The 22,923-nt window shown below is 44.1% G+C and carries 20 protein-coding genes and 1 tRNA gene; 10 read left to right on the top strand and 11 right to left on the bottom strand.

Annotated features, from left to right (window positions below):
• Window positions 1–101: 101 nt before the first annotated feature.
• A complete protein-coding gene (locus ACSUPM_RS08805; protein ID WP_436879854.1) occupies window positions 102–1,373 on the top strand; it encodes a L,D-transpeptidase family protein in 1,272 nt (423 codons plus the stop codon).
• A gap of 403 nt (window positions 1,374–1,776) precedes the next feature.
• On the opposite strand, the gene infA is transcribed toward ACSUPM_RS08805, so the two are convergent.
• The 7 genes from infA to dinB form a co-directional block, all read right to left on the bottom strand.
• Window positions 1,777–1,998 carry a translation initiation factor IF-1 gene (infA, locus tag ACSUPM_RS08800; protein WP_010199824.1) on the bottom strand — a complete coding sequence of 74 codons (222 nt, stop codon included), beginning with the start codon at window positions 1,996–1,998 and terminating at the stop codon, window positions 1,777–1,779.
• A gap of 121 nt (window positions 1,999–2,119) precedes the next feature.
• Window positions 2,120–2,959 carry a tRNA pseudouridine(38-40) synthase TruA gene (gene truA / locus ACSUPM_RS08795; protein ID WP_037025074.1) on the bottom strand — a complete coding sequence of 280 codons (840 nt, stop codon included), beginning with the start codon at window positions 2,957–2,959 and terminating at the stop codon, window positions 2,120–2,122.
• A 44-nt stretch (window positions 2,960–3,003) separates the two neighbouring features.
• Entirely contained in the window at window positions 3,004–4,089 is a 1,086-nt protein-coding gene (locus tag ACSUPM_RS08790) for an asparaginase (protein WP_025651385.1), read from the bottom strand.
• 176 nt (window positions 4,090–4,265) lie between these two features.
• Window positions 4,266–5,921 (bottom strand): FimV/HubP family polar landmark protein, encoded by a 1,656-nt coding sequence (locus ACSUPM_RS08785; RefSeq protein ID WP_436879853.1) that lies wholly within the window; start codon window positions 5,919–5,921, stop codon window positions 4,266–4,268.
• 58 nt (window positions 5,922–5,979) lie between these two features.
• On the bottom strand, window positions 5,980–7,914 hold the full coding sequence (locus ACSUPM_RS08780) for a type IV pilus assembly protein FimV (protein WP_025651383.1): 1,935 nt from the start codon (window positions 7,912–7,914) through the stop codon (window positions 5,980–5,982).
• A gap of 136 nt (window positions 7,915–8,050) precedes the next feature.
• Window positions 8,051–9,253: a tRNA preQ1(34) S-adenosylmethionine ribosyltransferase-isomerase QueA gene (gene queA, locus ACSUPM_RS08775; protein ID WP_025651382.1), complete on the bottom strand. Its 1,203-nt coding sequence runs from the start codon at window positions 9,251–9,253 to the stop codon at window positions 8,051–8,053.
• A 550-nt stretch (window positions 9,254–9,803) separates the two neighbouring features.
• Window positions 9,804–10,889: a DNA polymerase IV gene (dinB, locus tag ACSUPM_RS08770; protein WP_101210894.1), complete on the bottom strand. Its 1,086-nt coding sequence runs from the start codon at window positions 10,887–10,889 to the stop codon at window positions 9,804–9,806.
• Between the two features lie 484 nt (window positions 10,890–11,373).
• Here dinB and ACSUPM_RS08765 point away from each other — a divergent pair, with 484 nt between their 5' ends.
• Window positions 11,374–11,619, top strand: coding sequence for a hypothetical protein (locus ACSUPM_RS08765; RefSeq protein ID WP_201567755.1), 246 nt, complete (start codon window positions 11,374–11,376; stop codon window positions 11,617–11,619).
• A gap of 67 nt (window positions 11,620–11,686) precedes the next feature.
• Here the strand turns inward: ACSUPM_RS08765 and ACSUPM_RS08760 are convergent.
• Window positions 11,687–11,772 (bottom strand) — tRNA-Leu (locus tag ACSUPM_RS08760).
• A gap of 139 nt (window positions 11,773–11,911) precedes the next feature.
• Complete coding sequence (locus tag ACSUPM_RS08755; protein WP_201567614.1) at window positions 11,912–12,685, bottom strand: ferredoxin--NADP reductase; 774 nt, start codon at window positions 12,683–12,685, stop codon at window positions 11,912–11,914.
• A 456-nt stretch (window positions 12,686–13,141) separates the two neighbouring features.
• Here ACSUPM_RS08755 and ACSUPM_RS08750 point away from each other — a divergent pair, with 456 nt between their 5' ends.
• Both ACSUPM_RS08750 and ACSUPM_RS08745 read left to right on the top strand, forming a co-directional pair.
• Window positions 13,142–14,026, top strand: coding sequence for an SAM-dependent methyltransferase (locus ACSUPM_RS08750; RefSeq protein WP_201567628.1), 885 nt, complete (start codon window positions 13,142–13,144; stop codon window positions 14,024–14,026).
• Between the two features lie 104 nt (window positions 14,027–14,130).
• Window positions 14,131–15,933 carry a GspE/PulE family protein gene (locus tag ACSUPM_RS08745; RefSeq protein WP_025650826.1) on the top strand — a complete coding sequence of 601 codons (1,803 nt, stop codon included), beginning with the start codon at window positions 14,131–14,133 and terminating at the stop codon, window positions 15,931–15,933.
• A 51-nt stretch (window positions 15,934–15,984) separates the two neighbouring features.
• Here ACSUPM_RS08745 and ACSUPM_RS08740 read toward each other — a convergent pair whose 3' ends face one another.
• Window positions 15,985–16,650, bottom strand: a complete 666-nt coding sequence (locus tag ACSUPM_RS08740; protein WP_436879852.1) for an acyltransferase — start codon at window positions 16,648–16,650, stop codon at window positions 15,985–15,987.
• Window positions 16,651–16,839: 189 nt separating this feature from the next.
• Between ACSUPM_RS08740 and ACSUPM_RS08735 the strand changes: the two genes are divergently transcribed.
• The 6 genes from ACSUPM_RS08735 to gspK all read left to right on the top strand — a co-directional run bounded on the left by ACSUPM_RS08735 (window position 16,840) and on the right by gspK (window position 21,907).
• Complete coding sequence (locus ACSUPM_RS08735) at window positions 16,840–17,628, top strand: TatD family hydrolase (protein ID WP_025650824.1); 789 nt, start codon at window positions 16,840–16,842, stop codon at window positions 17,626–17,628.
• 233 nt (window positions 17,629–17,861) lie between these two features.
• Entirely contained in the window at window positions 17,862–18,545 is a 684-nt protein-coding gene (locus tag ACSUPM_RS08730; protein WP_025650823.1) for a TetR/AcrR family transcriptional regulator, read from the top strand.
• A 204-nt stretch (window positions 18,546–18,749) separates the two neighbouring features.
• Window positions 18,750–19,457, top strand: coding sequence for a prepilin-type N-terminal cleavage/methylation domain-containing protein (locus ACSUPM_RS08725; protein ID WP_101210876.1), 708 nt, complete (start codon window positions 18,750–18,752; stop codon window positions 19,455–19,457).
• Window positions 19,458–19,460: 3 nt separating this feature from the next.
• Window positions 19,461–19,976 carry a type II secretion system minor pseudopilin GspI gene (gspI, locus tag ACSUPM_RS08720; RefSeq protein ID WP_101210875.1) on the top strand — a complete coding sequence of 172 codons (516 nt, stop codon included), beginning with the start codon at window positions 19,461–19,463 and terminating at the stop codon, window positions 19,974–19,976.
• A complete protein-coding gene (gspJ, locus tag ACSUPM_RS08715) occupies window positions 19,973–20,839 on the top strand; it encodes a type II secretion system minor pseudopilin GspJ (protein WP_201567604.1) in 867 nt (288 codons plus the stop codon). The genes gspI and gspJ overlap by 4 nt, the downstream gene beginning before the upstream one ends.
• Window positions 20,840–20,857: 18 nt before the next feature.
• Entirely contained in the window at window positions 20,858–21,907 is a 1,050-nt protein-coding gene (gene gspK / locus ACSUPM_RS08710; RefSeq protein WP_201567619.1) for a type II secretion system minor pseudopilin GspK, read from the top strand.
• A gap of 226 nt (window positions 21,908–22,133) precedes the next feature.
• Here gspK and ACSUPM_RS08705 read toward each other — a convergent pair whose 3' ends face one another.
• Window positions 22,134–22,817, bottom strand: coding sequence for a TetR family transcriptional regulator (locus tag ACSUPM_RS08705; protein WP_025650818.1), 684 nt, complete (start codon window positions 22,815–22,817; stop codon window positions 22,134–22,136).
• Window positions 22,818–22,923 lie beyond the last annotated feature (106 nt).

The raw sequence follows: 22,923 nt of genomic DNA, 5'->3' as shown, positions 1-22,923 counted from the left end.
ACTAATAACGAAATTTCTAGAGCGTGTCCTCATTTTTAGCCTATTTATTTCAGATTGAGGACACGCTTTAATAAAACAAAAAATAATTTTAGGAGCATTACATGTATCAATTGACAAAAATAAGCACTGCGTTATTGGCGATTGGTTTATCAACCACTGTTTTCATAGGTCAAAGCGTAGCAGCAACCACTGAAAATATGACAGCGACCGATGAAAGCACGGCAGTAACCCCTGAAGATACGCAGGCAACCAATGAGACTACGACGACGAATACTGCTAATGTCCCTAACCAAGTCGCCACCAACAGAGATATCATCAACGGAGCTATTCCCAACAAACCTAACCCGAACATGCTTGGTAAGGCCGTGAGAGATGATGCTACTGATATGAGTCCAGTGACCAATGGGGTTAGCCAAAAGCTGACGGGCAACAGTAAGACCGCCGTATCGCTGAATAAATTTTTACCCACGATTAAGTACAGTACAGAAAATCTGCCAGCGACTGCTCAAAAAGTGAATGCAGCCAATTGGCAGGCGGGGGCAGATATCGATCGTAATACGGGCACAAAGTTGCAAGCATTATTAAATTGGCAGCACAGCGGCGTTGGTCCTGTGGATGGCTATTGGGGTAAAAACACCCGTAAAGCCATGCAAGCGTTCCAAAAAGCCAAGGGCTTGACGGTCACAGAGACATTAAATAACGAAACGTGGCAAGCATTAACCAAAAACGACAAACTGCTGGCGCAACCCGTATTGGTCAGCTATCAGTTGAGCGAGGCGGATGTCAATATCAAAACCACGACCATTCCAGCAGCAGCAAAAGAAAAAGCAAAGCTCGAGGGGATGTATTACGAAAGCGTGATAGAAGGACTGGCGGAAAAATTCCATATCAGTGAAAAGTATCTTAAAGCGCTTAATCCCAATGCCAGTTTTAGTGCTGGCGAAACCATCATCGTCTACAATCCGGGTAATCCGAACACCAAGGCTGTCAGCCGCGTGGTCGCTGATAGAACGACTGAAACGCTCTACGCTTACGATGCGCAAGACAATTTGGTCGCCAGCTATCCAACCACCGTAGGCAGCACGGCAACGCCATCGCCCACAGGCACGCACACCGTAGCAGTCAAGGTGCATGAGCCTAATTATACTTATACTGCTGATGATGGTAGTAAGGCGATTATTCCACCTGGCCCTAACAACCCTGTAGGAATGGTATGGATTGGACTAAGCAAGCCCTCGTATGGTATCCACGGTTCGCCAGACCCTGCTCGTATCAGTCGCCAAGCCTCGGCAGGTTGCGTACGTTTGACCAACTGGGACGCGTTAGCGCTGCTAGGCGTCATTCAAAATGGGGCAACCGTAACATTTAAATAACGGTTCAGTATTAGGGCGTGTCTTCAATTCAAGCGCTTGTATCTATATGGGCTAAAAATGGCTAAATTTTGCCAAACATCGTCAAATAGCTGATTAATATCCCAATATTATTTGCGCTATTTTCCTCGTTTGACGGCAATTTATCTCATTTTTATGAGCATTTTTAAAATGAGGACACGTCCTAGTAAATCTTAAAAGCCGGACAAAAAAATACCGCTGTTGAATAGCGGTATTTTTTTATGATAAAAACCAATAACTAGCATATGATAGGCAATAATGAGTAGGTTAGCAATATCATTATTATTATCCGTTAAACCACTCAAGAATTTATATCAGTGCAAACCGTTTATTAATAAAACGTCTCGATACAAATGCCGTTATAACCATTCTAGGAAATAATAATTTAGTTTTTGCCACGATAAGTGATACGACCTTTAGATAAATCATAAGGTGTCATTTCGACCTTCACTTTATCACCCGTCAAGATACGAATGTAATGCTTGCGCATCTTACCTGAGATGTGTGCAATGATTTCGTGTCCGTTTTCTAAACGAACTTTAAACAATGTATTTGGAAGGGTGTCAATGACTTCGCCTTCAAATTCAATAATCTCGTCTTTTGCCATAATTTGTATCAATCAATTAAAAATAAGCCGATATTATACGTAAGTTTGCTGATTAAAGCAATACAGCCCTAGGTTTTTACTTGACAGTCTGTAACTGTTATGTATGTCCATTGAAGTTCATTCAGTCGGGCAAATTTAGCCAAATGGGCGTTAAAGGGGCGTTAGGTAATAGCTGCTGAAAGCGTTCAGGATAGTAGGCGTTAATAAAATACAAGCCATCACCAGAGGCGGTAGGCGGTGCAATGGTACGGTCTTTTTTGGCTAAAATATTTAAAAAATCGCTTGGCTCTAAGTCATGTCTCCCAATAGCATATAATGTGCCCATCAAGTTACGCACCATGTGATGCAAAAAACCATCTGCTTGGATATCAAAAACAATAAACTGACCATGAGCAAATAACCTAGCATGGCTAACGGTACGTACCGGCTGATTAGACTGACAAGCCGCCGCGCGGTAGCTGCTAAAATCGTGAGTACCGACGATATCGGCAGCCGCCAATTGCATCGCCGCCAAGTCGAGTGGCTCATAGATATGCGTTACTTGATGATTTAAAATAGCAGGGCGCTGTGCTTGATTGAGGGTGATATAACGATAACGGCGGGCAATGGCACCGAAACGCGCATGGAAGTCCGCTGGCATCGGTTGAATCCAGCGCAGGGCGATGTCATCAGGCAACAAGCTATTGACGCCGCGCAACCAGTTTTGCGTAGGCCGATAAGCATGGGTAGTAAAATGGGCAATCATATTGCTGGCATGCACACTGGCATCGGTACGACCAGCGGCGATCACTTCTACCGGTTCATTGGCGACCTTACTGATGGCAGTCTCTAGCGCTTGTTGGACACCGAGCACTTCTCGTTGACGTTGCCAGCCATGGTAATGAGTACCCAAAAACTCAACTGCAATCGCTAAGGTATAAATGGGTGAATCGTCAGACGCTATATGCTTAATCTCAGTCATGGTGTGTTCAAAATATATACAGTTGAGTAGGAGGTAGTGGTCTGTTAGCGTTTTTTAATGGTTGTACCAGCTTGGGTGACATTATTCAGCCAGCGCTGTCGACGCCTTGCAGGACTGTCATAGCGCAGCAGCAGCCATAATAAGCGAGCATAAATAGCGGGGATCGTTAAGCGCCCGCCGGCTATTACATGATAATCATACTGCCAACTACCAGCAGCGTAACTATCGCTCACCCCGCCAAAGGGCGATTGGCTGGCACAGATCACCATGTGGCCGCGCTCATAAGCCAGTTGTAGAGCAGCTGCCAGCGCGTCCGAATAGGGGACATTGCCTGCGCCAAATCCTAGTAGCATAATGCCAGAGGGTGGCTGCGACAATAATGCTTGTAGCTGATTGCTCATCACCTCGGTGTCATTAGGCAAACAGTATAAAGCATGGATGCGCACCTGCTCAGCGCGACCTTGAATAGCATCAATTATATCGTATTGGTCATCAAGCCAATGCTGTCGCCGCGTGTCTGGTAATGCTCTTATATAACTATTGGCAGGATAAGCGGCTCGAGAATGTCCGGTAAATGCCATTAGATCATGACTGTGTATCTTTTGCACCGTTTGTGCTGGCCATGACTCACCACCAAAGCAAATTTTAATGCCTGATTCGCCAGCCGCTGCGAGTTTTAAGGCGTCAGTCAGATTGTCCCATGCGTCACTATTGGCATCGACACTATAGTCATGCAACACTTCACTGTCTAGTAACGGGCGCATACTGCCAGTCACAACGATACTAATATCGCTACCGGCGAACGCTTCTGCTAAAAACGCCCCTAAATAACTTAAGGTGTCAGTACCAGTGATTAAGACAAAGCGTCTGTTACCTTGTGCATAGGCGCTTAATAGGAGTGTATAAAAATGTACAAAGTTGCTAGGAGTCAATTGGCTGCTGTCTTTAATTAATGCATTGTCAAGCCATGAAATCTTAGGTAGATGGCTCGCATTATCTTGCTTAGCCAACAGTTGTTGCAATGTAGGCAAAAATATTTCAGCAGATAAAGGTGCTAAGGGTCGTCCGTAGCTACCAAAAGTACCACCAGCATAAATGAGGTGAATAGGGTCGGATAAGTTTTTTGTCATAACAGAGGATGGCATAGTATGGACGCAGTCAATGAATGTGAAAAAAAGAGAGGAAAGCTTAGGAATGATAGGTAGTATGATAATAGATATTATAAAGGTTAAATGCAAAAAAAATCAGCAAGTATTTATTCTAAATGATATAGAAAATACTTGCTGATACGAGAAGAGGTTATTGACTATGCGGTGCGGTCGAGTAGCACTTGAGCTTGCTGCTGCTGTTCGCTAGTACCTTGAGTGATGACTTCATTTAGCAAACGTTTGGCACTATCATATTCACCCAACTGTAAGTATTGACCAGCTAGATCTAAAGTGACTTGATTGCTATCCAAGGTTTTAACAAAGTCAAAGTCTGCGGCGAAACGTGAAGAGAAGTCTTCAGTTATTTCGACCTGATTGTCAGTAACAATCTCACTGTCTAGCGCGCTTAAGTCAGGTTCAGCTTCAACGGGTGTCGCTGCCGTTGGTGCATCTGCTAGCGAGTCAAAGTCAAAATCATCACCTATCAAAGTATTGTCATCGAACATCAATGGCATAGTAGGTGTAATGCTAGACTCTTCACGAGTATTTTCTACGTTATTATCATCGAGCTGAAACTCTTCAGAACTATTGTCTTCAAAGATGCTGTCTTCAAAGCTGTCACTTTCAAGGTCATTGTCTTTAAAGTTGTTCTCTTCAAGGACAAAATCACCAAGATCATTCTCTTCCACAAGAGCAGGTTGTTCACTCTCTAAGACATCATCGGTAGGCAGTGATTCATCGATGTCATCTAACGATAAGGTAAGGTCATCTTCGCTATTTTGAGGTGCATCTATAGTGGCTTCATTAGTCGCTTGCTCAGCATCAGCATCCACAGCAGTCTCTAAGTCTGCAAAATCTAAGACAAAGTCTTCATCTTCTAGCGTGATGTCTTCAGACGCGCTATCAATAACAGCGGCATTGACAGAAGGCTCGGTATTATTATCGGTTTGTGCAGGCACATCAAGGCCAAAGTCGAAGTCGCTGATATCATCGTCTTGAATAGTAGGCGTAGCATTGCTAGCATCTAGAGCCAGATTTTCTTCTTCAGCGATATCGACCTGACTGACCGGCATAATACTAGTAGCAGTTGGTTCGTCAACATCATCTTCTAAGTCACTAAGTGTTAGCTCAAAGGTGTCATCGACGTTTTCAGTGGTAGCGCTGACATCATTAAAATCATCAGATACTGCGGGTTTTTCAGTAGGCGTATCAAGTAAAGAAATCGCACTATCTTCGGCAGAAACGGTATCTTGGACAGTAGGTGTCTTATTGACTTGGCTGGCAGGTAAGTCAAAATCTAAACTTTCAAAGTCAGTATTTTGAGTATCTTGCGCCGCGACTGCATGTTGTGCTACTTGATTCTGCTCTTCAACCAGCAAGGCTTTTAGTTCGTCAGCTTGTGCAATGCTTTTTGCATCACTATGACTTTTGATACCGTCATAAACTCTATAAAAGTCATCTGTTTGATTGATGGTCGCGTATATACCCAGCAGCTTAAGTGATAGCTGGCTGTCATTGGGTTTTTCTATGAGACCACGATTGAGGGTTTCGATGGCTTTGTCGTAGCGCTGTTGATCGATAAAACGCTGAGCAACCGACAGATTATCAAACTTGCCTTCGTTACTCGCGTTTTGCTGCGTAGGACGATGCTGATTGGCTCCAGAAGTGGTTACTGGGGCATTGGCTGCCAAGTTTTTACCAGCCTGTATAGGCGCGCGTGCCGATGGTTTTTGCGCTTTATTTTTGCGCATTACCAAGACAGCTATTAGTAAAATAAGCACCAGTCCGGCGATGATATATAGCATATTGTCCATAGTTACTCCCACGCCTACGATCACTGTTTGCAGTACACTGCGCTGATCAGTCAGGCAATTATTGATTGCGTAATTTTTTGAGACGAGCTTGAAGCTCCGCCAGTTTTTGGTTTTGTAATTGCAGTTTTCTAGTATAGCTGTCGAGTGTACTGTTGGTTTTTGACAGGCGCTGCGCTTGTGATGCCGCTTTCTGCCTAGAGGCTTTGAGCGTCGCTAAAGTTTCTGTACTGAGACCATTACCCGTGGTGGTTGCTGCTTTGGCTTGAGTCCCATCGGCGTTGCCATTTTTATTGGCATCGTGACCGGGCGCGAGTACAGAAAAGCGCGCTGTTGGCAATGTCTGAGTATTAGTAATGGCTGGCTTCTCAGGATTTTTGGCTGCTTGAGTTGTCTTAGATGGTTGCTCAGGCGCTGTCTTAGGCATTATTTTTGCCGCTGGTTTTGCTGCCGCTATTTCCTTACCGCTAGGGGTGTTTGCGCTCATTCGATATCGTCTTTGAGCATCAATAGCCGCTTCTAGATTTTGCTGTGATGGCACAACCTCATAGTCGGGTAAGCTCAGCTTAGCGTCTGCTTTGAGTTGATCTGCGTCTTTATTGATAAAAGCATTCGGGTTTTGGGCCTGAATCTGTTTCATGACCGTTTGAACGTCTAGATTGTTTTTCTGAGCAACCTGCTGGGCAATGACCCACAAACTATCGTTACGCTGTACTTGATAGTCAACTGGCGTGCTACTAGCGTTGTTAGTTCCTGTACCATTTGTAGCTGCGACATTGCTATTTACTGTTGGCGTAGCTGAAGCAATCTCGCTAGAGGGGATATGGCTTGGCGCTGTAGTAATAGCGTTGCTAGTATTTGCCGCGGGTATAGCTGCAGCGTTTGCAGCATTGTTACTTGGTAGCGGCGATGTAGACGAGTTGACCATGATGCCATTATTGCTCTTATTACTAGGCTGTATCTGTCTTGTGATTTGAATATTCAGAATATCGAACTGTTTGTCAGTGATTTCAGCCGTCGTCTCATTATTTACCGCGACATTGTTAGCCATTACTTTATTAGCCATTACTTTATTAGCGATTACTTTGTTTTCGGTAGAATTGTTAGCTGCCTTGACTATAGCGCTGGTATCGTTACCACTAGCAGCCGTTGTCATAACGCTGTTGTCAGTATTTGCACGACCATTGTCCAAATGACTGACCGACTCACGGCTATTATCATTAGCGCCAACCAAAGCAACGCTATCATTGATACTAAAACTGCCATTCAAACGGCCATTATCCAAGCGGCTAGGGGCATAAACAGGGCTATTGCTTTGTAGCGTAGACGCAGTATTTTCCGGCAAGTTTGGCGTAACGGTTGGGGCTTGAATAGAGGTTTGAGCAGTGCGCACAGGCATTTTAGCCGCTGACAATGTTGTTGCAGTTGCTTTTGTTAATTCTGTTGCTTTAGGTGTTGATATCAGTGGTGGCGGCGCACCTCTTCTAACCGTCAACGGTTTGGCATTGGTGGCTGACACGACAGGTAAATTAGGTTTTTTTGCCCCTGTCACGATGTTTTTGGCGGCTTTAATCGGTACGCTCTCATCAAGAGGCATGAGTAATGTCTTAGGAATGACATTACGTTGACCCCCGTCATTAATGGCTAAGACCACATCGGCAAAAGGCTTAGAGACGGGCTGCGTGGTATTGATCAAAACCTGACCGCTGGTCGCTGATGTTGGTCTAAAGCTAACCGTCATCGAATCTGTTGGCGTCAGCCCCATTTGTTGATAAATAACAGGATTGGCCAAGCTGGCTGAAAAGTCGGCGGCTTTAATATCAGTGACCACAATGCTGGCAGTCAAGGGTTCGTGCTGTGCAGAGGTGACAACAGTCTTACCGATCGTTGCTGCTTGCGCGCTAGAAGATATAGCCACATAGCCTATGGAATAAAGTAACGCCATCGACACCGCACAATTTACAGTAGTCAAGCGATGAGATAAATGACAAGACATGTGCAGCCCTTAGAATGTGAGTTACCTGTGCTGTTATAACAAAATACGGTTTAGTTTACCAGTTTATTTCATAGACGTTGTTTTTTAGTAGCTACTGTACAGTAATGCTGACTGATAATATTTTAAGTAAAGAATATTATTTCACTTTTTTATCAAGGAGCATCGCATCGCCATAGCTAAAAAAGCGATATTCAGCTTGGATAGCATGTTGATACGCTTGTTCGATAGCGCCCTTACCTGAAAATGCTGATACAAGCATCAATAGTGTGGACTTGGGCAAGTGAAAATTCGTCAGCAGTCGGTCTATGACGCCAAACTTAAAGCCAGGATATATAAAAATATCGGTGTCGCCTGACCAGCTAGAAAGCGCGTTGCCGTCAACTGCCGTTTTTTGATACGCAGTTTCAAGGACACGCGTCACCGTTGTACCAATAGCGATGACTTGCTTGCCATTCGCATGGGTTTGATTAATAAGATCGGCGGTTGGTTGTGGCAGATGTGCGTATTCGCTGTGCATGGTGTGGTTGAGTAAGTTATCCGTTTTAACAGGAGCAAAAGTACCCGCGCCAACGTGCAAGGTAACAAACGCTGTATGAATGCCTTTTGCCGAAAGCCTATTTAATACTGTCTCATCAAAATGTAGGCTGGCTGTGGGTGCGGCGACGCTGGCAAGCTTGGCTGGATCATGAAAGACCGTTTGATAACGCGTATTGTCTGTGTCATCAGCATGACGCTCAAAGTAGGGCGGAATGGGCAACTCACCATAAAGCTCTAAATGAGGCAGAATAGACGCATCAAAGGCTAAAATAAACAAATTGTCTTGGCGACCAATCATCACGCAGCCCATGTGACCATCAGCGAGCGCTAATCGCTGCCCCAGTTTTGGCGCTTTACTGGCTTTGACATGGCAAAGGGCCACATGCTCTCTAATAACTGGTTGCTCGTCCGTCGTCACTAAGTGCAGAGTCGCTATATCCAAATCCGAGAGTTCAATCAAACGCTCAATCAATACCTCCACCTTGCCGCCGGTATCCTTTTGACCAAACAAGCGCGCTTTCATGACTTTGGTATCGTTAAATACGATCAAATCGCCCGCATTTAACAAATCAGGTAATTGCGCAAATAAACGATCCTCTACTGGACTGACCTTATCATTACTGTCGGCAGGCAGGTATAACAATTTTGAGGCTGAACGCTCTGACAACGGGTAACGAGCAATCAAGCTATCTGGCAGCTCATAATCGTAATCATCTACGCTCAAATAGTTTAAGCTATCATTGTTTCCATCAATATGAATGGCAGTATTACTATCGGCAACTACAGGGTGAGAATTGGTCATAATCAGTCTTTGAAAGGATAGAATTTTGGCGTAATTGTAGCAGAAATCAGAATATGAAAGGATAATTACTAAGGCATGTCCTCAATCTAAACGTAAGCAACTAAATGTTTAACACACACTACCATTCATCTCATTTTTATCAGTATTTTTAAAATGAGGATACGCTCTAAAGGGTGATTTCGCGTAAAAGCTATTTTGGTTACCCAAATAGCCTAAGCATTTTTATCAATCATAATTAATCCTATAGTTGTTCCACCAAAGAAATATTAGGGTCTGTTGAACATTCAAATGTGGCACTGGCAGTGGCTATTTTTTAGACAATACGCAGTGAAATTTTTGACGCCTAGTCATTCTAGGTTAGATAATTTCGCCATGTATTGGCAAAAAATAGCCCTGCCCTGAAAGGCTGATACTAAAATCACCCCAAACGTTGTTGTAAACCTAGCTAAGGTCTCGACATTATCGTCGGTTTACGCCTGATTTGATAAAAGGTTTGGGACGATTTTAGCAATCAGTAGTCCTAATATTTGAATGTTCAACAGACCCTAGGTTATTCAAATAAATTTAACTGTGGTAATAATTGTGTGGCAGGGGTCAATGAAGAATAAGTCACCCCAACCAGCCTAATAGGCAGCTCGCGTGGAATGTCTAAAAAAAGCTTATCTAACCAGTAGTGAGCATCTATAGCATTCACAAATGCAGTCGATAAGGTGTGTGAGCGCGTAATTTGAGTAAAGTCTGCGTATTTAATCTTCAGTGTAATGGTATAAGCAATCAATTGCTTCTTTTGCATTTGTCTAAATGCATCGTCATTTTGCTCGTAGATTTGTGCTTTTAGTTCGTCGTTATTGTTTAGATTGTCTCTAAATGTGGTCTCAGAGCCTACCGATTTATGCGTGCGCTCAGATTTGACAGGGCGCTCATCACGACCATGAGCAATGTCATGATAAAACTGGCCACGCTTACCAAACTCCTGCACCAATATAGCGGCTGGCGTGCGTCGAAGGTCGGCGCCATTGCTCACACCCATCGCATGGAGGCGCTTGGCAGTTGCTTTGCCAATACCATGAAAGCGCTCGATAGGTAGTGTACTAATAAAAGCATCAGCATCAGCTGGGGTGATAATCGCTGTACCGTTAGGCTTATTAATATCAGAAGCAATTTTGGCTAGCATCTTATTAAACGACACGCCTGCAGAGGCTGTTAATCCAGTTTGTTCTAAGATTTGCGCCCGTAACCAATTGGCCATCAAAGTCGCAGAACCTTGCTGGGCTTGCAAACCCGTGACATCGAGATAAGCTTCATCCAAAGATAACGGCTCAATATGCGGTGTCAAGCGGTGCATGATACTGCGGATATCGCTACTGACCGCACGGTAGACATCAAAGCGTGGTCGCACAAATACTACTTCAGGACAGCGTTTGCGCGCCTCGTAACAGGACATCGCCGAGCGCACACCAAATTTACGGACTTCGTAGCTAGCTGCAGCTACCACGCCGCGACCATTTGGGTCACCACCAACTACTAATGGCTTGCCACGTAGCTCAGGAAAATCACGCTGTTCGACACTGGCATAAAAAGCATCCATGTCGATGTGAATAATCTTACGCAAGCTTGGTTTGATAGAAGCAGTCATGACAACTATTTTACCTGATTTGGTGATTATTTTGGTATTGATTGTAGGAGGTGGGAACGAGCTACGATGATATGCTTGAATGAACAGATCTAAGAAAGTAACAGACATAAATAGCTCTGATTTAAACTTCTAGTGAGTTAGTGTGCCTCTATTAATAGGCTTATCTTTATCATCGCATGAAATTTTTCTTAACAATTATTCTAATAATTGTGCGATGACTATCTGGTCATCGATAAATTAATACCGTTTATCATAAATAAATGCTTTTTATATTACAGTTTTCCTTCTGAAGTTTTACACTAGAATTTCAACAGAAGTAAACGACTGTTGAAAGGACAAAAAATGCCTTATCCGCTTAGTTACTAAAATAATGATAGGTGTTGTTTATAGCTCAGGCCATGCTTTTAGAGCAAGTAATGGCACAAGTCATCATCGTAAAAAGATGTCTTTTTAATGATGATGCAAGACAATTAAGGAGCTGCTGATGAATAACGAATTAAAAGGGAGCGATTTGACAAGAGCAATGCTGACACGTGGTGATAAAGAGATATGGTGTGCAGTTTGTGATAACAGCGATGAGCAAGCAATGATGGATCATTATGGTAATGATTTTACCGCTTATATTGTCTCATACTATGACGGATATTTTTATTGTAGCAGCGGAACACCTTGGGGTTACGCAGTACCAATCAAAATAAGTGCCGTCATGCAATATGAGGTAGGAATATAAACATAATGACCAATCATGCTGGCACAAAAAAACCTCCAAAATAGGAGGCTTTATTGTTAATAAATAATGGTACCAGTGGTCGGACTCGAACCGACACGCTTTATAGGCAACGGATTTTGAATCCGTCATGTCTACCAATTCCATCACACTGGCATGTTAGGTGATAAAGTCTATTGTGCCAAACCTTATCGAATTGGGCTACAGTGTTCTCTGTATAGGCTGCGTATTATAGCAGCCTATTTTTTAGCGTCAAGAATTATTTATAATAATTGTGCTTTTAATCACATTAATCTTAACCGACAAAGGCGCGCTCAACCGCATAGTCCGCTTGCACGCCCATGCGTGGCGACACAGTGAGACCAAAACCATCTAAAATCTCAGAGACTTCCGCATTGAATGGCATGCTGCCACAGATCATGACACGGTCATCGTCTTTATTCATCGGTGGCAAACCAATATCTTCAAAAAGTTTGCCTGATTTCATTAAGTCGGTTACACGGCCTTGATTTCTAAATTCTTCGCGAGTAACCGTTGGATAGTAGATAAACTTCTCGCGGAACCATTCGCCAAAGATTTCATCGTTGGGCAGCTCATTTTCGAACATGTTACGATACGCCAAATCATCTGCATAACGAACGCCATGCACCAAGATGATTTTATCAAAGCGCTCATAAACCTCAGGGTCACGTGCCAAGGCCAAAAATGGCGCAAGCCCCGTACCAGTGGACAACATATAAAGGTGTTTACCGGGTAGTAGATCGTCTAAGACTAGCGTGCCGGTGGGCTTTTTGCTGACCAATAGCTCATCGCCGACTTTGATATGTTGTAGGCGTGAGGTCAAAGGGCCGTCTTGAACCTTGATAGAAAAGAACTCTAGATGGTCTTCATAGTTAGGGCTAGCAATCGAATAAGCGCGTAGCAGTGGTCTGCCATCGACAGCGAGACCAATCATCGCAAACTCGCCATTGCGAAAGCGTAAGCCATCGTCACGTGTGGTTTTGATGCTAAATAAGGCATCATTCCAATGATGAACCTCTGTAACCGTTTCGGTGCGAAGTTTTGACATAAAGTCCTCGTTAATAAGTCGCTATTTTTATCGTTAAGTGTAAATGAGTATGAAATTAGAATTTTCAATGATAGCTGTTGGACGCTAATCATATATAAGCGGGTAATTATTATTAAAATATTAAAATGACTATAAATGCTCATGCTTTGAAATATTTTTTAGCCAAAAACCAATAATATTGTGAATGTATGAAGCAAGTTACAAAGCATTTTTTTCACATTTATACAAGGAATCGTAGGCTAGTCATAAGGTTTTTGTCCTCATAAGCACTATAGGTATTGTATGAATGCAAGCCATTCTCAATAAATTTCAAGCTCATAATACCAAACTTTAAAATAAAAATCTGTCTAGCAGCCACGATGTACCATGATAAAATGGAATATCGTTAGTGAGTAATTTTGTATGCTTGAGCCAATTGGCTCGATAAAGACCGTTTGTTATCAGTGGAGTGACCATATGTCTGGCGATAATGCCTTGTTGAATGACCAGCATCGAGCACCAATCATTGGCTACCATCGTGCGCCGCTCTCACAGAAGTTTGGTGCGCCAAGACAACCGAATTTGGTGGCGCTGACTAGTGTAATTGAGATGCTAGCGCCTTACGATACGCCAGCGGCATTCATTGGCTTAGACACTTTTAGCCATATTTGGATCAGCTGGCAGTTTCATCACAACTATTTATATAAAGACAATCAGAATCACAAAAACGAACAGAAACATCAAAACGACCAACTTGATACCACAGGTAGCGGTTTTCGACCACAAGTTCGACCGCCAAGGCTTGGTGGTAATCAAAAAATAGGCGTGTTTGCCAGTCGTAGTATGTATCGACCATCCGCTTTGGGATTGTCTGTGGTGAAACTTGAGCGTATTGAGGTGATACAAGGTCGGGTATTAATTATCATCAGCGGTGCTGATATGATAGATGGTACGCCCATTATCGATATCAAACCTTATGTGGCTTATAGTGATGCATTGAGTCATGCAAAAAGTGGTTTTGCGCAAACTGCGCCGCACTTGTTGGATGTGACGATTATCGAGCTGGCTTATGAGCAGTTTTTGCAAATTGTCGCCAATCAAAGTGCGCAAAATGCAGCGGTAGAAAATGCTCAAAATAAGCAATCATCAGTTAAAGCAGTCATTGATAAAACTCAAAAACAGTTAATAATGGCTGATCTAGACACTATCAAAGCCTTAATCGCCCAAGATCCACGTCCTGCCTATCGGCGCACCGAGTTAAATAAGCGTTTTACCATGCGCTATAAGTCTGTTGATGTCAGCTTTCAGCTGATAGAATCGGGACAGTTGCAAATAACGGCCGTTGTAGCAGTGACTCCTTAGCATGAAATTGGCGCACTGTATTTATGCTTTATCAAAGCCATGAAAGTGAAAGCTATAAACTGCTGATTTGTGAAATATTTATTGACCAATAAAAGAAGAAAAATATGTCTGCTCAAAAATATTCGATCGTGATTGATTTACGTTGGTGTCTTGATGAATTACTAGCAGATAGAGTAATTGATCAGCGCGGCTATAATCTGGTGATAACCAGTCGCCGTGATAAGGCGCAGCATCCGCTTCTGACGATTAGTGAGTTTGGGTTGCCTAATGGTCATGCGCTTGATGATCATGCGCTTGATGGTCATGCTGAGAGTAAATTAACGATAGCATGGCTCAATCAATGGCTAGCGGCCAAAGCAGACATGCCACTTGTGCGTATTGATCCACTGAAAGTTGATGTGCCAGCCGTCACGCAGCTGATGTCGTTCGAATATGCGCGCTCGCAGCATATTTTGCCGATTGAGGTCACGTTAAATGAAGTGGTCATCGGTACCGATCAGCCGTTTTATACAGACTGGCACTCTAATATAGAAAAGTTAATTAAGTCCAAAAGCTATCGTACGGTCTATATCAATCCTGAACAGATCAATCGCTATCGACAGGAGTTTTATCAAGTCACGCAAGCGATTGCTGGGGCAAACTCTCTACATAAGCGTGCGGCGGCTGATGTCACCAATGTCGAGGCGTTGTTACAGCTTGGCGACAATACCAATCCCGATGCCAATGACCAACACATCGTCAGGGTTGTCGATTGGTTGTTGCAGTATGCCTTTGAGCAACGCGCCAGTGATATTCATTTGGAGCCACGTCGCGAGACCGGAAAAGTGCGCTTTCGTATTGATGGCGTATTACACACCGTTTATGAGATGCCGCTGGCGATTATCGTCGCGGTGACAGCACGGATTAAAATCTTGGGCCGTTTAAATGTCGCAGAGAAGCGCAAACCGCAAGACGGCCGGCTAAAAACCCGTACACCAAAAGGGTTAGAGACTGAACTACGTCTCTCTACCATGCCGACGGCTTTTGGTGAAAAGCTGGTCATGCGGGTATTTGACCCCGAAGTGTTGGTGCGCTCGTTTGCCCAGCTTGGTCTGTCTGGCAAGCAGCTTGAAACATGGCACGAGTTGACCGCGCATCCAAACGGCATTATTTTAGTCACCGGCCCGACCGGTTCAGGTAAGACGACCACTTTATACAGTACGCTTAAGCAGCTCGCCACAGAACAAGTCAACGTCTGTACCATTGAAGATCCTATTGAGATGATTGAGCCCGCTTTTAACCAAATGCAGGTTAATCCGGGCGTTGATTTGCACTTCGCTGACGGCATTCGCTCTTTGATGCGCCAAGACCCAGACATTATTATGGTCGGTGAGATTCGTGATGCTGAGACTGCTAATATGGCCGTGCAAGCATCGCTGACGGGACATTTGGTGCTCTCGACGTTGCATACCAATGATGCACCCAGTTCACTCACTCGCTTGCATGATTTGGGCATTCAGCCGTTTTTGACCTCAGCGACGATATTAGGCGTAATGGCGCAGCGCTTGCTACGTACGTTATGTCCGCATTGTAAAAAAGCAGTCGATGTTACGCCAGACAGTGAAATTGCGATACAGTGGCAAGAGCTGGTACAGCCTTGGCGCGCTGCTGTACCAGCACAAATTTATATAGCGCAGGGTTGTGAGCACTGTCGCCATACCGGCTATCAAGGTCGCGTTGGTCTATATGAGATTATGCCGTTATCGAATGAGCTAAAAAAACTGGTGGCAGCTGATGCCAATTTGGATGTATTGAAACAACAAGCCTACCGTGAAGGCGTACAGCCGCTACGCTTATCGGGTGCGAAGCGTATCAGTGAAGGGGTGACGACCTTAGAAGAGGTGATGCGTGTGGTGCCGTTACATTAATTTTAAATAGCAAAGTTTGGCATGGTAAAACTAGCCTTATACCCTGAGTCTTTAACGCTCCCCGCGTACATTTTGGCGAATGATTTTTGCAGGCGCGCCCGCCACCATACAATTTGGTGTGGTCACTGGTTTATTGACAAATGCACCGGCTGCAATGATACAACCGCTAGCGATAGTAACGTTTTTAGAGACAGTTACATTGGCAGCAATCCAAATATGATCGCCCAAAATGACGTTAGAGTGAGCAGGATTTAACCTCTTATTAGAGTCTATATCGTAAACCTTGTGGACGTCAGTCGCTCGAATTTCAATACCGCGCGATATCATGCAAGATTTACCAATAGTCACACTTTTATCACGTGCCAGAATATAGCAGTCGATGGCGGTAGTATGCTCACCGATATAAATATGCAAATGGTTGCCAACGATCAATAATTGCCCTGAGAACTTAACTTTTTCTCCAATCGTGACTTGATTGTGACTGCCGTTAATGTCGATTTTTAACTGATTAAATTTGCCGCCCTTACCGATAGTGATGTGATTGCCATGACCTTTACGAATGGTAATGGCTGAATTGCCAATGATGCGTACGTCTTTAGCAATCTTGATATGATTGTTGTGCCCTTTGTCTTGTAACAAAAACCGCTTTTTGTATAGTTGTTTGGGTAATAGGGTTTTTATGATGGGGGAGAGGCTGATGGTTTTTTTATGGTTCATAATAAAGGGCTTATGAAGAGTGAGTAGATGACGCAATGTTTTTGCTAACAAACCGCTTTTATGATTTATTAACTATCTGATAGTGTATCGTTAAACCTTACTTGAAAACAGCTCGCTTTAGAGCAATAAATAACCCTATTCATTTAACGTTTCAAACCTAATTTTTCTATTTTATTAACGAGATTGTTTATGTTTACTGATAGCCACTGCCATCTTAACCGTTTGGATTTGACCAAGTACGATGGTCAATTATCCGGCGCGATTGCTGCCATGAAAGAAGCCAATGTCACCCGAGCGATGGCCATTATGTGTGATTTTGCTGAATATGATGAAATTGCTAAAATCGTCAGCACTTATGGTGATGAAACGTTAAATCTCGGCATGAGCGTCGGTATCCACCCTTGTGAAGATATCAGCGTATTACAATCAGCGACGGTCGAACGTCTGATAGAAACTGCCGATGCCGAGCATGTGTGGGCCATAGGGGAGACGGGGTTAGATTATTATTGGTCGACGGAGAACAAAAAAGAGCAGCAAGCCAGCCTTGCGCGCCATATTCATGCCAGCCAAAGCTTGAAAAAACCACTGGTCATACACATGCGTGATGCCAAAGAAGATACCATTGATATCCTAAAGGCGGAAGGGGCGGAACACGGCATCATTCATTGCTTTACCGAAGATTGGGAGACCGCGAAGCAGGCGCTAGACTTAGGGTTTTATATCTCATTCTCGGGTATTGTTAGCTTTAAAAGCGCGCAAAATATCAAAGATGCAGCAAAAAATATGCCTAGAGACCGATTGCTTATCGAAACCGACAGTCCTTATTTAGCGCCTGTTCCTAAACGTGGTAGACCTAATGAGCCCGCTTATGTACCTTACGTTGCGAGTTGTCTGGCGGAGATGTATGGCTGTAGTAGCGATGACGTTGGTGCAATGACTGCAAAAAACTTTGAAAATTTACTGGCACAGTATCATTAAAATGGTTATGCTATGACCACTCAGTCATTTATTAGATAGTGTTATTGCTTTACGTTATTTTTAGTTGTTATCTCAAACGTAAGCATATGATTATCAATGACTATTTAGCAAACATAAGCATATTCCCCTTGGTAGTCTTCGAGCAGACTTTGTATAGCCTCATACTCTTGTTGCCGACGCACTAATCTATACGATGGTCATATGCTTAATCTTGTCAGGTTTTAGGAGAGATTATGAGTCGTCAGCATCAGTTCAAGGCACGAGAAGAGAATATCTTAGCGATGGCAGAGCAACTGTTACTTGAGTCAGGCGATGGTGATATCACTTTAGACAGTTTGGCAGACCAGCTTGATTTGGCTAAAGGCACCTTATATAAGCATTTCTCCAGTAAAGATGAGCTTTACTTGCGTATTATTATTCGTTATGAAGAGCAGCTGTTTGAGATCAATCGAATTGATGACTGCCCATCGGCTGGTGTGGCCCGTATGATTTTTCAGCAATTATTCAATCCACAAAAAGCCATGCTCCTCAATCAAATCGAAGAGCGTTTGGCGGCATCAGTGACAGGTCTCAATCGCTTGTTTGGTGAGTTGTACGATATTCGCCGTCAGCGTATGAAGCGTTTGATTGATATTATCAGTGCGTATTTACAGGAGCAGCACAGCAATTTAAGTACGCGTGATTACTTGTCCTCGATTTGGGCGATGGGTCAGGGCGGCGCAGGATTATTGAACTCAAGTTTTTATCAGCGCTACTTGGGTCGCCGTGATACCTTGCGTTATGCTTTCGTTCAGCAAATGCTCGAGTTGCCTAGCCATTATCCTGCTGACGATGATGAGGTGATGGATGAGGATATGCAAGAGCTGGTGGAGCAGATCGATACTGAGTCCGAAGAGCATCGTAATACCAATTACTAGCTTGTTATTATGTTTTGAACATAAGCAGCTATTCTTTTATAAAAATCCGTGTTGTTATATTCTGTATGGCAGCACGTTAAATTTATTTTTTAATATGTGTACAGATTTATAGTTTTTATAACTCGTCACGTCTTTCGTCTTGTTTATACCATTCAATATAGCGTTATTTTTTAGTAGGATGACGCCATTCTAGATGACTTCTGTATGTCAAAACCGACTTCCTCGATATCTTCAATACCAGCTCTTCACGCGCCTAGGCATATCGGGCAAGCGGGCTTTACCCTTGTCGAAATTGTAGTGGTTGTGGTCATTCTGTCTATTTTTGCTGGCATGATGAGCTTATCAGTTGGTAGTAGTGAGTCTCGAAAAAACCGTGCCTTTTATGAACACCTTACCGATTCGCTGAGCTACGTTAGGCTATTATCCGCTGAGCGTATGCAGCCGATGGGCTTAAGCTTACAAGCGGATAAACAAGGTCAAGTAAACCCCGTTATTGTCACTTTATCAAATCCTTATATTGCCTATCAAACGGCTGAAGCCGCTTCAGATCGTACGGACAGTCGTGCTAAAAATGCCATGGAGTTGTCTACCGATTTGTCTGGGATGTCAGGTGTGAATGGGGACGTAGCAACGCCAAGTTGGGAGATTGAACCCGAAGTTACCTTACCTGAACTGCCTGCTGGAGTGAGTTTGAGTGTGCAAAGCTTAGATGCTGGTAACGCTGCTGCAAATGCTGGGCAGACTCAAACGCTACAACCTTGGTTTACCGATCAAACGGTACCGCAAATATTATGGTTTGGTACTGGGCAAGCGACACCGGTAACGATTGAAGTGCGTCATGAATCGCGCTTGGTGGGTGAGGTGATTACCATCATGCCTGATGGTAGTATGTCGCTAGGACAAGGACTGTAATGGATGATTAAATTACCTAATTCGCCTGTTAGTTCTGTTAATAAAGCCAGCAAAGCCATTTCATCTGAATCATCAGAAAAGTCATCGTTGAAATCGATACGCGAAAGCGGTTTTACCCTGATTGAAGTGATGGTCGCCTTAGCGATTTTAGCCGTCGTCGCTGTCGCTGCTAGCCGTGCCAGCAGTGCGTATCTCAGCTCGGTTGATGTGTTGCGTACCCGTACGCTGGCTCATTTCGTTGCCCAAAACGCGGCTGCCGATTTACAAATCCAAGAGACATGGCTAACCGCCAATCGCAGCCAAACGCTTAATGCGCAAGGTCGGGATTGGCAGGTGATGATGACAGTCGGCGATACCATTAGCCCCGCCTTAAAGCAGGTGACTATCGCTGTCGCACCTATTATCGATGGACAGACAGGCAGCACAGTGACCGATATTAAGGTGGTCTTGAGTAATCCAGAACAGGATATGGGTAGCCTTGATTTGGCGAGCCCAAATTCAAGTGGAGGCAGCCTGTGAGGCAGCAGCGTGGCTTTACCCTACTTGAGCTGATGGTCGCCATGGCAATATTTGCGATGCTGGCAGTGGCGGGTTGGCAAGTGTTTGATAGCGTGAACCGCGCCCGTGAGCGTGCGCAATTTCATGCTGATAATTTGGCTGTCTTGCAATATACCTATCTACAACTACAGCAAGACATAGGACAAATCATTCCTTACCAAGCACCCAGTACGCGAGATATCAGTGTCTCAACGAACACTACTAACAGTGACAGCACTCAAGCCAATATTATAGAGTCTGAGCCTTTTATGAGCTTAGATGGCGAGCATATTAGATTTGTACGCTTCGCAGATCCTGATCCACGCTACCAAAGTAGTGCCAGTGTGCAGCACATTGAATATATTTTTGCCGATGAGCGCTTAATTCGCCGTCAATATACCAGTCTTGCCGCTGGAGATGATAGCGTTAGCTTGGATAGCGTACTGCTAGAAGGGGTGACCGCAGCACGCTGGCAGGCCTATTTACCAGAAATTGCGACCAAATTTCCTGACGAAAACAGCAGTAGCAATAACAACAATACGACTAGAGCCTTTGGGCAGACGGCTGATACAGCGAATAGCCAAGCTGAGGTGCAATTATTGCCAAAAGGTATTGCCGTTAGCTTTACGTATCAAGATATGCCTATCACGTGGCAGTGGGCACTTGCCCCGCAGCCGTCTCCACGTGGTAGTATGCAAAATGCACCAAATAGCAAGAGCGATAACAGCAACGATAATGGCAGTAATGAGGGCAACAGTAATAATACTAATGGTAGCGATACTGCGAACGCTGGTGTGGGAAATGCTAATTTACAAGGTATTGACAATGTGCCATTGGCTCAATAATAGAGGCCGTTTATGTCCATGACAGCGCATTCTCAGCGCGGGGTAGCACTGCTGACTATCCTGCTATTGGTGGTCAGTATTACGGTGGTCGCCGGGGCAATGCTTGCCAGTCAAAAGATTGCCATCAGGCGTAGTGGCTTGTTGTTTGATCAAAATCAATTACTACAAGACATTAATGCTGGTCAGCAATTGGCAGTGACTTTGATTCGCGCTGATAATAAGCTAAACGATACGGACAGCGAGCAAGATATTTGGGCGCAGCCGATACCACCTTATGCTCTAGATAATCACAGCATCAGCATCGAATTGCGCGACGAAGCCAGTCGTTTTAATATTAATAACTTATATCAAAATGGTGCGGTTAATACCGCTGCGTTAATGGTCTTTCAAAGACTCTTAACACAATTAAATCTAGAGCCCGATATCGCCATTGCGGTACTGGACTATCAAGATGCAGATGGTGAGGTCTATCAAGATGGCGGTGATGAGAGCGTGGTTTATTCGCAGCAGCGCAGCGGGGCAGTAGATAGGACATTACCGAACCAGCCATTTATTAGCGTCGAGCAGTTACAAGACGTTCGAGGAGTAAGTGCTGAAGTGTTAGCAGCACTGCGCCCTTATCTTAGCGCCGTTCCTTATTATGTGCCTATCAATGTCAATACTGCCAGTCCTGAACTGCTGGCGTCTCTGATGGACGGTGTGACTAGCGAGCAGATGCGTGGGTTGACCGAAATGAGGCGCAAGCAAGTATTGCCATCTATCGATGAATTGTGGCAATTGCCAATATTGGGCGGTTTGAATGAAGAGCAGCGGGCAGCACTAACGCCACTATTAGCCGTTGACAGTCAGGCTTTTACGGCGCTTATCACGGCAACAGATAGTGCCAATACAGGTCAAACAAGGCAACGTTTTGCCACCGTCTTGATTAGCAAAACCGCCACTGATGATGGTGAGGCTGACAAAAGTAGCGATGATGCCAACAGTACGGGCAATGACAATAAGAGCAAAAAAGCGAAGTCCATTAAGGTTATTACGCAGCGTCTGTGGGCATTTCGGCCGAGCTTTTAACTAGGGCGTGTTTTCAATTTACTCGATAGTCATCTAAATAGGCTAAGAATGGCTAAGTCTTGCCAAACAGGGTCAAATAGTTGGTTAATATCCCGATGCTATCGATGCTATCGATGCTATCGATGCTATCGATGCTATTCTTCTTGTTTGACGGCAATTTATCTCATTTTTATCGCCATTTTTGAAATGACGGCACGCCCTAGCACTCAAAGGTTGCATAGATTGCTTAATCGTCGCTCAAACGAGTTTCTTCGGTAGACTTCCAATTGTATGCGCCATAAAACAACATTTGTGCTTGGCGAGTACAGTTATGCAGCATCAGATGTTTCTTTTTTTCAATCTCAGCCAAGTCAGCCTCATCATCATGATCTTCAGAATAGGTCAGTTCTAGCCAATCAATAATCCAAGAGAAGAACATATTGACCCCCGCTTCAGCCAGCAAGCGTCTATCGTAGGCGTTAATGTGCGTAAATGCTGGCTGTAAAGCCAAATCTTCTGCTAAGCTTTGACCATGCTTTTTAATTAATTCATTGATTGCTTTGCGCACAGCTTCTGAACCACCATAGCGTTCACTGACCAAAAACTGCCAATAGCAAGGCTGCTCGCTGACCATATATAAAAACAGCTGAATACTCTTAGCGATTTGCCGATCAAAACTTCGCTTACGGCCAATTTGCAGGCTTTCGCTTAAGGTGGCGAGCGTCCCGCCCAACTCTTCAACCACCAAGGCCCGTCCAAGCGATTCCATATCATCGAAATGCCGATAAAATGCCGTCGGTACGACACCAACCTCGCGTGTCACCTGCCTGAGACTGATGGAGCTAAAAGACTGCCCTGTCATACAGAGATCGAGCACCGCATTAAAAAAGGCGTGCCGAGTTTGAAGTTTCTTTTGTTCGCGACTACTCATAATATTTCAAAATTATCCAATAGAGGTTTATCATACTCATTTCAGCGCAAGAATACGACTGAAATAGGCAATGAGTGTAAATTTACTAGACCTGCACTGGTCTTTT

This window comes from Psychrobacter okhotskensis, from assembly GCF_965638355.1.
GTDB lineage: Bacteria > Pseudomonadota > Gammaproteobacteria > Pseudomonadales > Moraxellaceae > Psychrobacter > Psychrobacter okhotskensis.
The sequence above is the reverse complement of the archived record's forward strand: the minus strand, read 5'-3'. Positions and strand labels throughout refer to the sequence as shown.

What these genes read in the sequence shown, in the direction of transcription:
- ACSUPM_RS08805 (WP_436879854.1), top strand. Translation starts at nt 102, where the DNA reads ATGTATCAATTGACAAAAATAAGCACTGCGTTATTGGCGATTGGTTTA.
- infA (WP_010199824.1), bottom strand. Translation starts at nt 1,998, where the DNA reads ATGGCAAAAGACGAGATTATTGAATTTGAAGGCGAAGTCATTGACACC.
- truA (WP_037025074.1), bottom strand. Translation starts at nt 2,959, where the DNA reads ATGACTGAGATTAAGCATATAGCGTCTGACGATTCACCCATTTATACC.
- ACSUPM_RS08790 (WP_025651385.1), bottom strand. Translation starts at nt 4,089, where the DNA reads ATGACAAAAAACTTATCCGACCCTATTCACCTCATTTATGCTGGTGGT.
- ACSUPM_RS08785 (WP_436879853.1), bottom strand. Translation starts at nt 5,921, where the DNA reads ATGGACAATATGCTATATATCATCGCCGGACTGGTGCTTATTTTACTA.
- ACSUPM_RS08780 (WP_025651383.1), bottom strand. Translation starts at nt 7,914, where the DNA reads ATGTCTTGTCATTTATCTCATCGCTTGACTACTGTAAATTGTGCGGTG.
- queA (WP_025651382.1), bottom strand. Translation starts at nt 9,253, where the DNA reads ATGACCAATTCTCACCCTGTAGTTGCCGATAGTAATACTGCCATTCAT.
- dinB (WP_101210894.1), bottom strand. Translation starts at nt 10,889, where the DNA reads ATGACTGCTTCTATCAAACCAAGCTTGCGTAAGATTATTCACATCGAC.
- ACSUPM_RS08765 (WP_201567755.1), top strand. Translation starts at nt 11,374, where the DNA reads ATGAATAACGAATTAAAAGGGAGCGATTTGACAAGAGCAATGCTGACA.
- ACSUPM_RS08755 (WP_201567614.1), bottom strand. Translation starts at nt 12,685, where the DNA reads ATGTCAAAACTTCGCACCGAAACGGTTACAGAGGTTCATCATTGGAAT.
- ACSUPM_RS08750 (WP_201567628.1), top strand. Translation starts at nt 13,142, where the DNA reads ATGTCTGGCGATAATGCCTTGTTGAATGACCAGCATCGAGCACCAATC.
- ACSUPM_RS08745 (WP_025650826.1), top strand. Translation starts at nt 14,131, where the DNA reads ATGTCTGCTCAAAAATATTCGATCGTGATTGATTTACGTTGGTGTCTT.
- ACSUPM_RS08740 (WP_436879852.1), bottom strand. Translation starts at nt 16,650, where the DNA reads ATGAACCATAAAAAAACCATCAGCCTCTCCCCCATCATAAAAACCCTA.
- ACSUPM_RS08735 (WP_025650824.1), top strand. Translation starts at nt 16,840, where the DNA reads ATGTTTACTGATAGCCACTGCCATCTTAACCGTTTGGATTTGACCAAG.
- ACSUPM_RS08730 (WP_025650823.1), top strand. Translation starts at nt 17,862, where the DNA reads ATGAGTCGTCAGCATCAGTTCAAGGCACGAGAAGAGAATATCTTAGCG.
- ACSUPM_RS08725 (WP_101210876.1), top strand. Translation starts at nt 18,750, where the DNA reads ATGTCAAAACCGACTTCCTCGATATCTTCAATACCAGCTCTTCACGCG.
- gspI (WP_101210875.1), top strand. Translation starts at nt 19,461, where the DNA reads ATGATTAAATTACCTAATTCGCCTGTTAGTTCTGTTAATAAAGCCAGC.
- gspK (WP_201567619.1), top strand. Translation starts at nt 20,858, where the DNA reads ATGACAGCGCATTCTCAGCGCGGGGTAGCACTGCTGACTATCCTGCTA.
- ACSUPM_RS08705 (WP_025650818.1), bottom strand. Translation starts at nt 22,817, where the DNA reads ATGAGTAGTCGCGAACAAAAGAAACTTCAAACTCGGCACGCCTTTTTT.